Annotated in this window: 8 protein-coding genes and 2 pseudogenes; 8 read left to right on the top strand and 2 right to left on the bottom strand. The window is 35.4% G+C overall.

Features of this window, described 5'->3' with window-relative positions; translation table 11 throughout:
* Positions 1 to 5: 5 nt before the first annotated feature.
* Positions 6 to 1964 carry an AMP-dependent synthetase/ligase gene (locus tag Cabys_RS19125; protein WP_006927697.1) on the bottom strand — a complete coding sequence of 653 codons (1959 nt, stop codon included), beginning with the start codon at positions 1962 to 1964 and terminating at the stop codon, positions 6 to 8.
* Positions 1965 to 2298: 334 nt separating this feature from the next.
* Here Cabys_RS19125 and Cabys_RS19130 point away from each other — a divergent pair.
* From Cabys_RS19130 to Cabys_RS19140, 3 genes and pseudogenes are all read left to right on the top strand, one after another.
* A pseudogene (locus Cabys_RS19130) lies at positions 2299 to 3288 on the top strand (integron integrase).
* A 17-nt stretch (positions 3289 to 3305) separates the two neighbouring features.
* Entirely contained in the window at positions 3306 to 3683 is a 378-nt protein-coding gene (locus tag Cabys_RS19135) for a hypothetical protein (protein ID WP_006927696.1), read from the top strand.
* A 1620-nt stretch (positions 3684 to 5303) separates the two neighbouring features.
* Positions 5304 to 7676: a P-loop ATPase, Sll1717 family gene (locus Cabys_RS19140; RefSeq protein ID WP_006927695.1), complete on the top strand. Its 2373-nt coding sequence runs from the start codon at positions 5304 to 5306 to the stop codon at positions 7674 to 7676.
* Between the two features lie 212 nt (positions 7677 to 7888).
* On the opposite strand, the pseudogene Cabys_RS19145 reads toward Cabys_RS19140, so the two are convergent.
* Positions 7889 to 9549, bottom strand: a pseudogene (locus tag Cabys_RS19145) (IS1634 family transposase).
* Between the two features lie 524 nt (positions 9550 to 10073).
* Here Cabys_RS19145 and Cabys_RS19155 point away from each other — a divergent pair.
* The 5 genes from Cabys_RS19155 to Cabys_RS19180 all read left to right on the top strand — a co-directional run bounded on the left by Cabys_RS19155 (position 10074) and on the right by Cabys_RS19180 (position 15529).
* Positions 10074 to 10895 (top strand): DUF3800 domain-containing protein, encoded by an 822-nt coding sequence (locus tag Cabys_RS19155; RefSeq protein ID WP_006927694.1) that lies wholly within the window; start codon positions 10074 to 10076, stop codon positions 10893 to 10895.
* 136 nt (positions 10896 to 11031) lie between these two features.
* Positions 11032 to 11967, top strand: coding sequence for a hypothetical protein (locus Cabys_RS19160; protein ID WP_006927682.1), 936 nt, complete (start codon positions 11032 to 11034; stop codon positions 11965 to 11967).
* Positions 11968 to 12934: 967 nt separating this feature from the next.
* Complete coding sequence (locus Cabys_RS19165; RefSeq protein WP_006927692.1) at positions 12935 to 13213, top strand: type II toxin-antitoxin system Phd/YefM family antitoxin; 279 nt, start codon at positions 12935 to 12937, stop codon at positions 13211 to 13213.
* Positions 13213 to 13506, top strand: a complete 294-nt coding sequence (locus Cabys_RS19170) for a type II toxin-antitoxin system RelE/ParE family toxin (RefSeq protein ID WP_006927691.1) — start codon at positions 13213 to 13215, stop codon at positions 13504 to 13506. Before Cabys_RS19165 ends, Cabys_RS19170 begins: the two co-directional genes overlap by 1 nt.
* Positions 13507 to 14791: 1285 nt before the next feature.
* Entirely contained in the window at positions 14792 to 15529 is a 738-nt protein-coding gene (locus Cabys_RS19180; protein ID WP_006927690.1) for a hypothetical protein, read from the top strand.
* Positions 15530 to 15646 lie beyond the last annotated feature (117 nt).

Genomic DNA, 15646 nt, shown 5'->3' on the forward strand with positions numbered 1-15646 from the left:
TCCCCCTACTTCTGCATCACCTGATCCGAAAGCTCATCCTCTCCCTTCACACTCATCCGCTTAACTATCCGTTTATTCCATTCATTACATACATTCTTACCTTCAGCCGTGTACAAATAGTCAATACGATTCCTGTAATAATCCACAATCCTCGGACGCACCATCTTCAAAGTAGAATTCAACAACCGGTTCTGCTCCGTAAATCCCTCGCCCAGAATGGCAAATGTCGCCGGCAGCCAGCGCGAAGGAAACAATCCTGCATATTTGCCGCCCGGTTTAAACTTATCAATCTCTTCTTCTATTAATTTTATAACCGCACATTGCCCCTCTTCCGTCTGAAAATTCACATTATTTTCCCGCGCCCATTCAATTACAGCCGCTTTATTAGGCACCACAAGCGCAATAGTATAAGGCGATTGATTGTTGTACAGCATAATCTGATCAATATAAGGAGAGTGATCCAGAATCGCCTCTTCAATACCTTCCGGACTGTACTTCTCACCGTCGTTGCCAATCAACAAACTTTTCTCACGGCCAAGCACATACAAATATCCCTCTTCATCCAGATAGCCAAGGTCTCCCGTATGTAGCCAGCCGTCCCGCAAGGCATTTTCCGTGGCCGTCGGATTTTTCCAGTAACCGACCATCACATTCTCACCTTTAACGCAAATCTCTCCCCTTTGACCGGTGGGCAATTCATTACCCCGTTCATCCACAATCTTAACCTCCATTCCCTTCAAAACCTTGCCAGAAGTACCCAGCTTATGTTCGTGAGGTTTGTTGGATGAAATGACCGGCGCAGCTTCGGTTAATCCGTACCCCTGAAACATGGGAATTCCAATCGCGTAAAAGAAGCGCTGCATCTCGATATCCAGCAAAGCCCCGCCGCCAATAAAAAACTGCAGCCTTCCGCCAAAACTATCGCGAATTTTACGGAACAAAACCTTATCGTACAGCGCGTAAAGCGGTTTATAAACCTTGCGAAAGCCCTTGCCCTTATTCCAGCCCTCTCCATTGTAAAGGTAAGCAATCTTCAGGGCCTGCTGAAACAACCTTTCCGTGGCCTTCCCTTTATCTCGAATCGCTTTCTCAATATTCTTGCGGAAATTTTTTGCCAGAGCCGGAACACTCAATAAAAAATGCGGTCTGATTTCTTTTAAATTTTTAGGAATATTTTTAAGCGTTTCCAGCTGAGTCTTACCGCTTTGAACCGCCGCCATACTGGCGCCATTTTTTATCAACGTATAAAGACCAACCGTATGGGCAAAAGCATGATCCCACGGCAAAATCAATAGCGTAACAAAATATGGCGGGATATCCATCACCGTTAACGACTGTTCCGTATTTACCACATAATTTTTATGAGATAGAATGACGCCTTTTGGATCCGCGGTCGTCCCCGAAGAATACATTATCGTCGCGTAATCATCCTCTTCAATGGCCTGCCAGGTCTGATTCAACCGCTTCCGGCCATCCTCATTTTTCAAAAACTCCTTCCCACGAGCCAGAACCTCATCAACTAAAATTTCATCGCTTTCATAGCTCTCTCTTGCATCCAGTAAAATAACCTTTTCCAGCTCAGGAAGGTCATTTTTAATTTTGTCAATTTTATGAGCTTGCTGACCGGAAACAATGACCACTCGACTCCCTGAATGCGCCAGTCGAAATTTCAAATCGGACAATTCATTTATTTTAACCGAAATGGGAACGCTGATCGCACCGCAATACAAAACGCCCAACTCGCTCATCAACCAGTAATTTCTGCCCTCAGAAATCAAGGCAATGCGTTCGCCCTTTTTAACGCCCATGCTCAACAGGCCCGCGGCAAATTGATGAACCAGCTCCTGCATTTGTCGATAGGTTAAATAATGGTAGCTATCCGTCCGTTTTTCCCAGATCAAGGGATTTTGCGAAAACCTGTTTACGCTACTTTCAAACAGCCAGGGAATCGTTCGTTTTTGCATCTTTCTTTTTCTCCGTATTTTTCACATCAATACTTCTCTAATTTAAAGAATATTTACCTTTTAAAAAATAACTTTTTCACCCAAAAATTAATTGGGGTAAGATAATGAGGTTCCTCTAAAAAGGCATTATTATCTAATTACATTTAAATGGGGCTATTGTTTTTATTTAAATTAAATAAAATATATTCGTGTCCATTCGTGAAATTCGTGGTTTTTATACTAAACTCATTAATGTCAATCAATGGCCGTGCGGTTGTGTAGAAGCATCATTTTTTGCTTGACAACTTCATTTTCATTTTTTATACTATTTATGATTAATTATGAGATTCTGATGATGCTCACAACTTCCACACATACTTCTCGAAGGCAACCTAAATTGCTCGACCAGGTAAGGGCAGGGTTACGTTTAAAACATTACAGCTATCGTACGGAGCAGGCTTATATCCATTGGATCAAGCGCTTTATCTTTTTTCACAACAAACGGCATCCGTTGGAGATGGGGAAGCAGGAAATCAACGAATTTTTGACACATCTGGCAGTGAATGAAAAGGTTGCCGCTTCGACGCAGAATCAAGCCTTATGTGCTATTGTTTTTTTGTACAAACATATACTTAACATTGATTTGGGTGATATTGGAGAAATTTACTGGTCAAAAAAGCCCCAAAAGTTGCCGGTTGTATTTACCCATAATGAAGCGAAGGCTGTGCTGGAAAAGCTTAATGGCGCCACCTGGTTAATGGCCATGCTGCTTTATGGAGCGGGATTGAGATTAAACGAGTGTTTGCAACTGCGCGTGAAAGATATCGATTTTGAGTATAAGCAGATCACAGTCTGAAGCGGCAAGGGCGAGAAGGACCGGGTAACGCTATTGCCAGAAAAACTCATCATTCCATTAAAAAAACAGATCGAATATGTAAAGAAATTACATGAATACGACTTAAAAAATGGATATGGTTCTGTTTACCTTCCTTATGCACTGGAAAGGAAATATCCTTTTGCAGGCAAGGAGCCTGGTTGGCAATTTTTATTTCCTGCGGCAAAAATATCGACAGATCCAAGAACGGGTATTAAGAGAAGACATCATATCCATCAATCTGTTTTACAAAAGGCTGTAAAAAGAGCTATTCGAGAAGCGGGTATTACGAAACATGCCGGATGTCATACATTTCGTCATTCCTTTGCTACACGGCTTTTGGAAAACGGCTATGATATACGCACCATTCAGGAATTGATGGGGCATAAAAATATTCAAACAACGATGATTTATACTCATGTGATAAAAAAAGGTGGGCTGGGAGTAAAAAGTCCTGCAGATGAAATTTAAAAAATTACATAATAGAAATGAGAACAAAGAGGACATTATATCCAGGACAAGCGGGCACAAAAAAATGGGTACAGAAATATGGAGATCAATTAATTTGTGTCCGATATAAATACGACGCGCAACTTTGTCAAAAAATGATCACCGTAGAACTTGTTGAAGAAAAAAGCGCATGGCATAAAAAAGAAAATTATATTCCGAAAAATAAAATTGTTATGTTAAGAATCGACTATGGAGAGATTGATCTGGCGATGAAGGTAAAATCATTTGGCGGTAAATGGAATAGAAAAGAAAGAGCATGGGAATTGCGATTTGACGCCGTTCAAGCATTGGGTTTAGAAGATAGAATAGTGGGAGAAAGAAGATTAAGAAATGAATCAAAGAAGCAGCCTTCTTGAGTTTTCTAATAATAGAAAAAAATGTCTATATTTAGAAAAGTTTTTCTAAATATAGAAAAATTTTTTAAATTAGGGAGACTTATAAACTAATATGTTAAACGTACATATTCGCCTTTATGGTCGCAGCAACTTAGATGAAATGTGAAACCTTTTTTGTTAAGATTAAATAACGGCACGGAGGAACGGCAAAAAGTCCATTGAGTTGAAATAGCTTTTTTATTTAAGGTGTGGCCTTTTTGCCTTGTTCCAAAAACGTTGTAAAAAATTAGCGTTGCTGCTTGCCTGACGCAGGTTTGTTTGGTATTTTATCATCAAGCAGGTTAACGCATTTTGTTCAGGCGTTTAACCGGTCGCTCAACCAGACGCCAAAACGCGGGCGGCAATTTGAAAGGGTGGTGTAGTTGTGCGCAATCCTGGTGGTTTGAAAATACAGTGAAATAATTTTGGCGCAGGTTAGCTCATCGTTAAACGTACATATTCGCCTTTATGGTCGCAGCAACTTAGAGGAAATGAAAAGCCTTTTTTGTTAAGATTAAATAACGGCACGTAAGAGCGGCAAAAAGTCCATTGAATTTGAAATAGCTTCTTTATTTAAGGTGTGGCCTTTTTGCCTTGTTCTGTAGACATTGTTAAAAATTAGCGTTGCTGCTTGCCTGACGCAGGATTGTTTGGTATTTTGTCATCAAGCAGGGTAACGCATTTTGTTCAGGCGTTTAACCAGTCGCTCAACCAGACGCCAAAACGCGGGCATTGATTTGAAAGGTTGGTGTAGTTGTGCGCTGCCCTGCTGGTTTGAAAATACGGTGAAATAATTTGGCGCTGGTTAGCTCATCGTTAAACGTACATATTCGCCTTTATGGCCGCAGCAACTTAGAGGAAATGAGAAACCTTTTTTGTTAATATCCAATTACGGCACGGAAGAGCGGCAAAAAGTCCATTGAATTTTAAATAGCTTCTTTATTTAAGGTGTGGCCTTTTTGCCTTGTTCTGAAGACGTTGTAAAAAAATAGCGTTGCTGCTTGCCTGGCGCAGGTTTGTTTGGTATTTTGTCATTAAGCAGGGTAACGCATTTTGTTCAGGCGTTTAACCAGTCGCTCAACCAGACGCCAAAACGCGGGCGGCAATTTAAAAGGTTGGTGTAGCTGTGCGCTGCCCTGCTGGCCGGGAAGTATGGTGAAATAATTTGGCGCTGGTTAGCTTAACGTTAAACGTACATATTCGCCTTTATGGTCGCAGCAACTTAGAGGAAATGAGAAACCTTTTTTGTTAAGATTAAATAACGGCACGTAAGAGCGGCAAAAAGTCCATTGAGTTGAAATAGCTTCTTTATTTAAGGTGTGGTCTTTTTGCCTTGCTCTAAAGACGTTGTAAAAAATTAGCGTTGCTGCTTGCCTGGCGCAGGTTTGTTTGGTATTTTGTCACAGGCAGGTTAACGCAATTTGTTCAGGCGTTTAACCGGTCGCTCAACCAGACGCCAAAACGCGGGCGGTGCTTTGAAAGGTTTGTGTAGTTGTGCGCTGCCCTTCTGGTCTGAAAAATTGGTGAAATAATTTTGGCGCTGGTTAGCTTAACGTTAGCTGGTATTTTATTATTTCTTAGACAATAATAAAAGAAAATAGTATGAAAAAATCTCCAAAAAATATTTTTTTTGCATATGAAAGTGGACATCCTGAAAATAAGGACGCGATTCATAAAGCAGTAAAAGAGTTTAACGCTCATCAAAAGAAATACAGAGCTAAGACATGGGAAGACCTTACTATTTCTGGAAAGGTTATTAACAAGACAATATTTGATCAGATAGAAAAATGTGATATTTTTGCTTGTGATTTAACATATCTTAATCATAATGTACTTTTTGAACTTGGTTATGCGATTGGAAAAGGAAAAAAGTTATTAATATTTTTGAATAAAAATATACATAATGCTGTTGAACAATATCGAAGTTTTAAGATCTTAAGTAATATCGGATATGTCCATTTTGAAAACCATAAAGGTATTTTACGAGAACTACAAAATAAAGTAAATGTATATAATGTATTAATTTCTCAATTGGTAAATTTAAATCAAATTAAAAAGAATACTCATGATATTTTTTATATTTCTTCTAAAAGTAATACTCAAGCAGCCTTAGAGTTGTCAGATTATTTAAAATCGTTATCCTACAAAATAATAACTGATGATACCAGCGAAGTAGAATATCAAACACTTATTTGGTATTTAACTAGCTTATTCAAGTCAAATCATATAATAATTCATCTTTTGCCAATTTCTTATATTAATAGTAATTATACAAATAGTGAATCTTCCTTTTTTGCAGGACTAGGACTTGGTTTAGGAAAGAAAACAATTCTAGTAGCTCAAAAGCCTTTTAAAGCTCCTATAGATTATTCTGATATTCTTATAGAATATGATGATGCAATAGATTGTTTAATTAAAATTGAAGATTGGATTAAAACTCATGTAGAACCTTTTAAAATTACTGGAAAAATAAAAAAACTTGATATACATAAGGAAGAAAAAAAACTAAATTTGATAAAATTAGGTATTGGTTGTGAAATCGCAGAAGAAGAAAAAAATGAATTACTTAATTATTTTATCGAAATAGAGGCTTATAGAAAATCTTTAGAGAAGACAATATCAATTTTTGTTGGACAAAAAGGAACTGGTAAATCGGCTGTTTTTATTAAATTATGTGATGATTTATCAAAGTATAATAAAAATTTTAACATTATTATTAAGCCAGATTCAGATGAGCTATTAGATAACGTAGAGCTTTCAAATTTATATAACAATGAAAGGTCCAAAAAATCATTTTTATTTACAGTTTGGGCATATGTAGTATATGCTAAACTAATAGAACTAATTTTTTCAAAAATAAAAAATAAAAACAAACCATATTATTCTCCTTCTAAAGAAGAAAAGGCAATAATAGAATTTAGAAATAAATATAAAGATGAACTCCATCTAAATTTTTATGGCGCAATTTTAAAATTAAGCAAAATTATTGGTGACGATAGTTTAATAAATAATCCTTCGTTGTTAAATCATATTTATGATTATTTTATAACAGAAGCTAAGAATATAATCAGAGAATATTTTAAAAATGAAAAATATTTTTCTGTAAACATATTGGCCGATAATTTGGATAAAACTTGGGATTTTAAAAATGATCTTTCACTCCAATCTGATATGATTTTAAGTCTTTTTGAATTTAGTAGTAAATTAGTAAAAGATATAAAAGCAAAAAATGAGTCAGAGATAAAAGTTAATATTACAATTTTCCTCAGGAAAGATATTTTTGATTTTATTCTAAAAAACTCACGTGAACCTGATAAATTAACAGTTAGAGCATACGAAATTAGTTGGGAAAAAAATGAAAAGATTTTACGCAAGTTGATAGAAAAGAGATTTGAATATAATTTAAATCTTAAATCTAAAGAAGAAATTGAAAAAGTTTGGATTGATTATTTTGACTTTGGTAATAATAGACATCCATATGATACAATAAGAAAGATAATTGTATCTAGACCACGTGATGCAATATTTTTTATGTCAAAATTATTTGAGTCCGCTGTTAATGAAGACCATTCAAAAGTTAATAAAAAGGATTTAGATTATGCCATTGATGCGTATTCTAATTTTTTACAAAAAAATATTGTAGCTGAAATGAAAGCTGAATTTCCAAGAATAGATGAACTTTTTAATAAATTATTTTTAGAATATATCAATGAAAAAATAGAATTTGAAAGATTTAAACAGTTGGTTCTGTCTCTAAATTATACAAAAGAGAAATTTGAAAAACTAATAGAAATCTTGTTTAAAAAGAAATTTATTGTTTGTTTAGTAGATGGTGAAAAAGGGATTATCAATAATTTAAGCACACTTAATTATAAATTATCAGAAAAAAAATACTTATTTTTTCCTAAAAATAAAATTTTTGTAATCCCAAACCCACAGGAATATTTATTAAAACAGTGGAAAAAAATAGAATAAATCAGCTAACACCGGCTTCAACTCTGACGCGAGCACGCGGAACATGAATCGTTAAGTGTAAGTTTTTCAAGCGTGCTCGCGCAGGTTAAGCCTAATCGTTAAACGTACATATTCGCCTTTATGGTCGCAGCAACTTAGCCCATCTTGAACACTAAAACGATTTAAGTTATTTAAAAACAACATGTCGTTCTTTTTTATTACCACTACAATATTTAAATTCTTATCTTTTTCATACCTAATGGCTTTGGCTTGATCTTAAATGCCTGCGCCATTAAATAATGAATCGCCTCCGGTTCGGTCGTATCTCTTATAACTAATAAATCTCCTTTCTGAGTTTTCATCTCCACGCTTACTCGCTGCTGTACGGAAAGTAATTCACGAATGGTTGTCCAGCGATGATAAACGCCTGCATCATGTAATTGTTTTTGAAGACTTATCAATACATGAAAGGCTAAAATCGAAATGAAAATATGCCCTTCAATGCGTTTATCCTTCTGGTGAAAATTAGGCCTTAAGCCTAATTCACTCTTCAACGAGCGAAATCCATCCTCCACATCCGTTAAACTGATGTAGAGCTGCCAAATCTCACGATCCGTTAAATCCAGACGACTCGTCCGTAAATAATACGTGCCGGAAAATCGATCATCCATCTTTTGCTCATCTTTTATCTTCCAGCTGATCTCTGTCACGATACCATTGTGATGCTTAACCGTAATATCATAAAAATAGGCCACTTTTGCATGGCGTTCCTTTATACGGCCAATGCGTTCTAAAACCTTGGGATATTTCTTCGTGCCTCGTTTCTTGTGCAAACTCTCCGCCGCATATTTCAACTCCGCCTCAAAGCGCTGCTGATGAAATTGTCGAATGGCTTCCTCTTTCTTTTGCCTTGAGGCGCTGCGACAGTATAAATAAAGCTCTTTATCCTTACGGTAAAGATAGGCTTCCACTTTATGGCGTTGATCGTGATTAATCTCTTTAAAAGCATTTTCTTCGATCTCGATTTCCGGTTTACTGCGTGAGACAACCAGATAGTCGTGTCCACGCTTTGTGATCAGTTGCAAGTTCTCTTCTGTGGCAATCCCGGCATCTAAAATAATCAATTTCCTGACTTTGCCGCCTATCGTATCCAGAATTTTAGACAAAGTCTCTGGTTCGGAAACATTGCTAGAGAAAAGACGACTCTCCTTGGGGAATCCATCCTCATCCAATACCAGGCCTAAAGTAACCAGGGGCATATCGTGACGCTTATCTTTACTACGTCCGCGAGCCTTGAGTTCACTGGTACGACTACTCTCAAAATACGTATTGGTTAAATCGTACAGGATGATCTTTTCCTGCAAGGAAAATAACAGACGCTCTTGCTCTACTAAACCATTCTCGATTTTGTCCTTATGTTCTAAACGATCAACAGTTCGGCCAGTTTAATATCCTTCTCCTTAAAGCCCAGCTTTTTTAAAAGTTCATTGAACTTAAGCTTTCTTAACATCATCAAACTGATGTATTCGCCTCCTATACTGCTAGCATCTCTGAATTTGACAGAGCCCGTAAAAATGGTCTCGGTTTCCTGTGGGCTTTCTTTTTTTTCTACCTTTTCTTGTTTTAGTTTGTTTTGAATTAAAAGCGAGGCATAGCGCTGGGCTAATTGTTCAATTTGCTCGTCCACTTCGATCAGTGAAGCTTGTCCGCTTATGATCTCTTCGATGCGATTGGCAAGTGTTTTCCATTGGTCTTTAGGAATGGTAAGCTTGCCCAGGTTGAGCAATTTTCTTTGTCTTGGGCCTTTTTCAGTACGATAGGATTCGACCAATTGATGGTAAACGAAGGTTTTATCGTACCCTTTATTCTTTTTTGTGACTTCTTTAATAAACATGTTCAAATATAATCATATCAGCCTATTAAGTCAAGGGAAAAACCAATATAGTATGGGGCACTACAACGACATCTCGAAAACTCGATCCAAAAAAACCAATAACTTACAAAAACCGAAGGTGGAAATTTGGTGATTTGGGCTTAAATTTTGTTCAAGATGGGTTAGAGGAAATGAAAAGCCTTTTTTGTTAAGATTAAATAACGGCACGTAGGAGCGGCAAAAAGTCCATTGAGTTGAAATAGCTTCTTTATTTAAGGTGTGGCCTTTTTGCCTTGTTCTGAAGACGTTGTAAAAAAATAGCGTTGCTGCTTGCCTGGCGCAGGTTTGTTTGGTATTTTGTCATCAAGCAGGGTAACGCATTTTGTTCAGGCGTTTAACCGGTCGCTCAACCAGACGCCAAAACGCTGGCAGCAATTTGAAAGGTTGGTGTAGTTGTGCACTGCCCTTCTGGTCTGAAAATACGGTGAAATAAGTTTGGCGCTGGTTAGCTAATCGTTATACCACGATAGAGTATTGGAAACTGTATGAGTATCTTTTTTGCTTTCAGTGATGAAAATGGGCAATATCAGCAACAAAGAAGTAGAAGATTTCTTAGAACACACCCTTATTATATTAGGGCAACATTTTTAATTAATGGTTCCGAATGGAAATTATTGTCTAATGAATTTTTTAATCTAAAAATTCGTTTCAATCTACCTGTAGATAAAGAAATAAAATGGTCATACTTGTGGTCTATACGTCATTATCAAATTAATAATAAACCTATTACAAGTGATTGTGATTTCTATTTTTTAAAAGATATAGATTATCATGTTTTAATAAATTTCGTAGAAAGTTCTTTGGCAATTTTAAATAGATTAAGTTTTGTAAAAATTATCTATACAGTTACTTTTAATAATCATTGTCCATCAATTAATGAAACGAATTTTTATAAGATGCATCTACAAGACCATATGCAGAGAATAGAAATGGAATTACAAAATGAAGAAGAAAATCTAAGCATATTGTTTTTTGACCCAATATCCAGAGAAAAAAATGAATTATTAAGAAATGCATATAATCTTTTGTATTTAGAAGGTGACTTTATTGAAAGATATAGTCATATTAAAGACAGTATAAATTTTGAGAATTCACATCATAGTGTAGGAATCCAAATAGCAGATTACATTGCAGGTATTTTTTCTGGATTTTTAAAAAACTATTCAAGAAGCAAAGAAATATTTGACGAAAAAATAAAACCCTATATTAGAAAAAATTCTAACAATGATCCTTTTGGATTTGGGATAAGAGAAGTTCCAAGTAATCAAATTATACGAGAAAGAATTAGAAGTTTATATTTTGATTAATTAAAAAATTTTGGTATAACAACGGCTTCAACACGGACGCTGCCACGCGTGGCATTACAGCGTCCGATGGAAGTTCAGTGGGGCGTGGCAGCGCCGGTTAAGCAAATCGTTAGGGAAAAACCACTTTTAACTTATTATGAGAAGACTTTGTCCTGAATATGGTCGTAAATTAATTTTGTCTTTTGTGTTTTTTATTATATTAACTTTATCACTAATATTTATAATAATATATGATTCAAAATATGATTTCCAATTAATTATTAGCCTACTGTTATTATTTCCATTAATAATAAACGTTTTATTTTTTAAATTAATAAGATGTATTGAAATTAATGAAAAATCACAAACAGTAATATTTAAATACTATGTTAGGCCAAATAAAGTTGTACATTTCAATGAAATATTGGGCTTAACATCTAAAAATATTAAAACTAAAAAGGGAAATATCAATTATGAATTAATTAAAAATAAGTTTGAAGTCAGAAAACTGTTCATAGATAATTTTGGTAAAAAATTATTGACCACCTATAATGAAAATTTTGAAAATAATAATCCTGAAGAAATAATCATTTATGACGGTAAAGAAAAACTCTCTGAAAAATTATTGGCATATTTTCTTTCAATTTTGTTTTTAATATTTATTTTATATGTATTGTTTGTGCTTCCCGCTTATTTCTTAATATTTATATTGATAAAGCCATTTTATTTAAAATATTTGATAGTAATAATTTATGAAATTATTGCAGTTTACTTTTTAATTATTAAAACGAATTTAATTAAAATTATTGTTAATAAATTTAAATATAGACATTATTCTGAGAAAATTATTCCGCAAGGGATTTTAACAAATACTAATGGGGAAAATATACTATTTACTTGGGATAAGATTGACAGGATAGATAGAATTCGTTTAAGTGATAACAAATATACAGAACATGAGCATGAATTTATCATATATTTAAAGAACGGTGATGAAATTTTCTGTTTTGATGACTACAGGTGGAGTAAGTATAAAAAGATTCTCAAATGGTCGCATAATACCATTAAAGAAAGTCGTATAATACAACAGTAGTCATATTCCCTAACAAATCGCTCAACACGGAATTTGCCACGCGGGGCATGAATTTGCCCAGTGAGAGCGTTTTTGCCAAGTGAAAGTTTTTGTGCGCGTGGCAAATCCGGTTAGCTCCGTCGTTAAACGTACATATTCGCCTTTATGGTCGCAGCAACTTAGATGAAATGAGAAACCTTTTTTGTTAAGATCAAATAACGGCATGGAGGAGCGGCAAAAAGTCCATTGATTTTGAAATAGGCTCTTTATTTAAGGTGTGGCCTTTTTGCCTTGTTCCAAAAACGTTGTAAAAAATTAGCGTTGCTGCTTGCCTGACGCAGGTTTGTTTGGTATTTTGTAATCAAGCAGGATAACGCATTTTGTTCAGTCGTTTAACCGGTCGCTCAACCAGACGCCAAAACGCTGGCGGCGATTTGAAAGGTTGGTTTAGTTGTGCGCAATCCTGCTGGTTTGAAAATACAGTGAAATAATTTTGGCGCTGGTTAGCTCAATCGTTAAACGTACATATTCGCCTTTATGGTCGCAGCAACTTAGAGGAAATGAGAAACCTTTTTTGTTAAGATTAAATAACGGCACGTAGGAGCGGCAAAAAGTCCATTGAGTTGAAATAGCTTTTTTATTTAATGTATGGCCTTTTTGCCTTGTTCTAAAGACGTTGTAAAAAATTAGCGTTGCTGCTTGCCTGACGCAGGATTGTTTGGTATTTTGTCATCAAGCAGGTTAAGGGATTTTGTTCAGGCGTTTAACCGGTCGCTCAACCAGACGCCAAAACGCGGGCGGCAATTTGAAAGGTTGGTGTAGTTGTGCGCTGCCCTGCTGGTTTGAAAACACGGTGAAATAATTTTGGCGCTGGTTAGCTCATCGTTAGCAGGCCCAAAATATAACCACTATGTGGTGAAATTGATTTTCCCGTGATAATATTGTATCTTATTTAGTACAAAATAAGAAACTAAATAAGGTGAATACTATGAGAACAATAAATTTTGAACAAGATATAAAATCTTTATCTGAATTCAGAGCGAATGCTTCAAAACTATTAAAACAAATAAATAATACCCGTCGTCCTTTAATAATAACTCAACATGGAAAAAGTAAAGCCGTATTAATGGATGTAACTGATTATCAGAATCTAATTGAAAAATTAGAAATATTAGAAGATATTTATGTTTCAGAAAAACAGATAGCAGAAGGGAAAGGGATTCCGCATAATCAAGTTAAGGAAGAATTGCTAAAAAGATTTAAATAATGAAAATTATCTGGTCACCGCGTTCAAAGGTTCAATTGATAGACATTGCGGAATATATTTCTTTAGACAAGCCAGAAGCAGCTCATAGATGGTTAGAAAATGTATTTCAAGAAGTTGAAAAGCTAAAATTATTTCCAAAGTCAGGCCGTAAAGTACCAGAAATAAATCAAGAAGATATACGAGAAATTATATTTGGTAATTATAGGATAATCTACAAAATTGAAATAGATTTAATAATTATTGCTTCAGTTCGTCATGGTAAACAATTATTAGATAAGGATGAATTAAAATAAAAACACTAAAATGCCTGCTAACAACTCGCTCAACACGGAATTTGCCACGCCCCGAAAGGAGCAGGCAGAGGCATGAATTCGGCCGGTGAAAGAGTCGTCTCCAATTGTAAAATCTTGGCGCGTGGCAAATCCGGTTAGCTCAATCGTTAAACATACATATTCGCCTTTATTGCCGCAGCAACTTAGAGGAGATGAAAAGCCTTTTTTGTTAAGATTAAATAACGGCACGTAAGAGCGGCAAAAAGTCCATTGAGTTGAAATAGGCTCTTTATTTAAGGTGTGGCCTTTTTGCCTTGTTTTAAAGATGTTGTAAAAAATTAGCGTTGCTGCTTGCCTGACGCAGGTTTGTTTGGTATTTTGTAGTAAAGTTGGTTAACGTAATTTGTTCAGGCGTTTAACCGGTCGCTTAACCAGACGCCAAAACGCTGGCGGCGATTTGAAAGGTTGGTGTAGTTGTGCGCTGCCTTGCTGGTCTGGAAATCAAGTGAAATAATTTTGGCGCTGGTTAGCTCATCGTTAAACGTACATATTCGCCTTTATGGTCGCAGCAACTTAGAGGAAATGAGAAACCTTTTTTGTTAAGATCAAATAACGGCACGTAAGAGCGGTAAAAAGTCCATTGAATTTGAAATAGCTTCTTTATTTCAGGTGTGGCCTTTTTGCCTTGTTCCAAAAACGTTGTAAAAAATTAGCGTTGCTGCTTGCCTGGCGCAGGTTGTTTGGTATTTTGTCATCAAGCAGGGTAACGCATTTTGTTCAGGCGTTTAACCAGTCGCTCAACCAGACGCCAAAACGCGGGCGGCGGTTTGGAAAGTTTGTGGAGTTGTGCGCTTCCCTGCTGGTCTGAAAATATGGTAAAATAATTTTGGCGCTGGTTAGCTCAACGTTAAACGTACATATTCGCCTTTATGGTCGCAGCAACTTAGAGGAAATGAGAAACCTTTTTTGTTAAGATCAAATAACGGCACGTAAGAGCGGCAAAAAGTCCATTGAGTTGAAATAGCTTCTTTATTTAAGGTGTGGCCTTTTTGCCTTGTTCTGAAGACGTTGTAAAAAATTATCGTTGCTGCTTGCCTGACGCAGGTTTGTTTGGTATTTTGTCATCAAGCAGGGTAACGCATTTTGTTCAGGCGTTTAACCAGTCGCTCAACCAGACGCCAAAACGCGGGCGGCGGTTTGGAAAGTTTGTGGAGTTGTGCGCTTCCCTGCTGGTCTGAAAATATGGTGAAATAATTTTGGCGCTGGTTAGCTCAACGTTATGTGTAAATAAAAATAGATTATCATTATGGGAGTAAAAATTTATATTCAGCCACCAAGAGATGATATTTACAGTAATATTGAGCTCATCAAACTTCTTAAACGAGAGCTAGAATTAATTTATAATTTGTTTTTAAAAAGATTAAATGAATTGAAAAAAGAAGATGTTTTTGAAAATGAAGATATTCCGAAACCAAATTTTTATTTTAGAAGTTTTGAACATGATTTTTCCGATGTTACTTTAAGTGTTCTATTTAAATCATACTTGTTTATTATAAGACAGACAATTGAAAAGATTTTTAGAGTAATCTATCAATCAAGAAAAATATTAGGATATGACAAAGTGCAAAATCCTATTCCTGATTTATCTAAATCAGGACACTTTGGAAGAAATTTTGAAAAATTATTAAAAGACCAATATAATTATGATTACGATATTTTAAATTTATTAAAAAAATGGTCTGATTTAATAATTGTAACAAGGATTATAAGAAATGCATTAAAAACTCAAGCTTTATTTAAAGTTTGGATAATAAATATTGAAAATAAAAGGGAAGTAAAAATAATTTGTCCTTTACTCCCACGTGAAAGAAAGGATCCAACATTAAAGTTGATTAAACAACCAATGTCAGCTTCAATAGAAGAAATTAAAAATTTTATATTAGAACCTTCAATTATGGGAACTGGTATTGAGATGATAAAAGAATTTTATAATTTATTTGTAAAAAAAATCCCTAAAAAACAAAATGGTAGTGATGATAATTAAACACATAACCACGGCTTCAACACGGACGCTGCCACGCGCGGCGTGACATCGTCCATTGTAAGTTTATCGGTGCGTGGCAGCGCCGGTTAAGCCAAATCGTTATATGTAAAGGTATTT

The sequence above is a fragment of the Caldithrix abyssi DSM 13497 genome (genome assembly GCF_001886815.1).
Lineage (GTDB): Bacteria > Calditrichota > Calditrichia > Calditrichales > Calditrichaceae > Caldithrix > Caldithrix abyssi.

Bases quoted from the DNA above. Each gene is read 5' to 3' on its own strand.
- Cabys_RS19160 (WP_006927682.1), top strand. From the start codon at position 11,032: ATGAGAAGACTTTGTCCTGAATATGGTCGTAAATTAATTTTGTCTTTT.
- Cabys_RS19155 (WP_006927694.1), top strand. From the start codon at position 10,074: ATGAGTATCTTTTTTGCTTTCAGTGATGAAAATGGGCAATATCAGCAA.
- Cabys_RS19165 (WP_006927692.1), top strand. From the start codon at position 12,935: ATGAGAACAATAAATTTTGAACAAGATATAAAATCTTTATCTGAATTC.
- Cabys_RS19125 (WP_006927697.1), bottom strand. From the start codon at position 1,964: ATGCAAAAACGAACGATTCCCTGGCTGTTTGAAAGTAGCGTAAACAGG.
- Cabys_RS19135 (WP_006927696.1), top strand. From the start codon at position 3,306: ATGAGAACAAAGAGGACATTATATCCAGGACAAGCGGGCACAAAAAAA.
- Cabys_RS19140 (WP_006927695.1), top strand. From the start codon at position 5,304: ATGAAAAAATCTCCAAAAAATATTTTTTTTGCATATGAAAGTGGACAT.
- Cabys_RS19180 (WP_006927690.1), top strand. From the start codon at position 14,792: ATGGGAGTAAAAATTTATATTCAGCCACCAAGAGATGATATTTACAGT.
- Cabys_RS19170 (WP_006927691.1), top strand. From the start codon at position 13,213: ATGAAAATTATCTGGTCACCGCGTTCAAAGGTTCAATTGATAGACATT.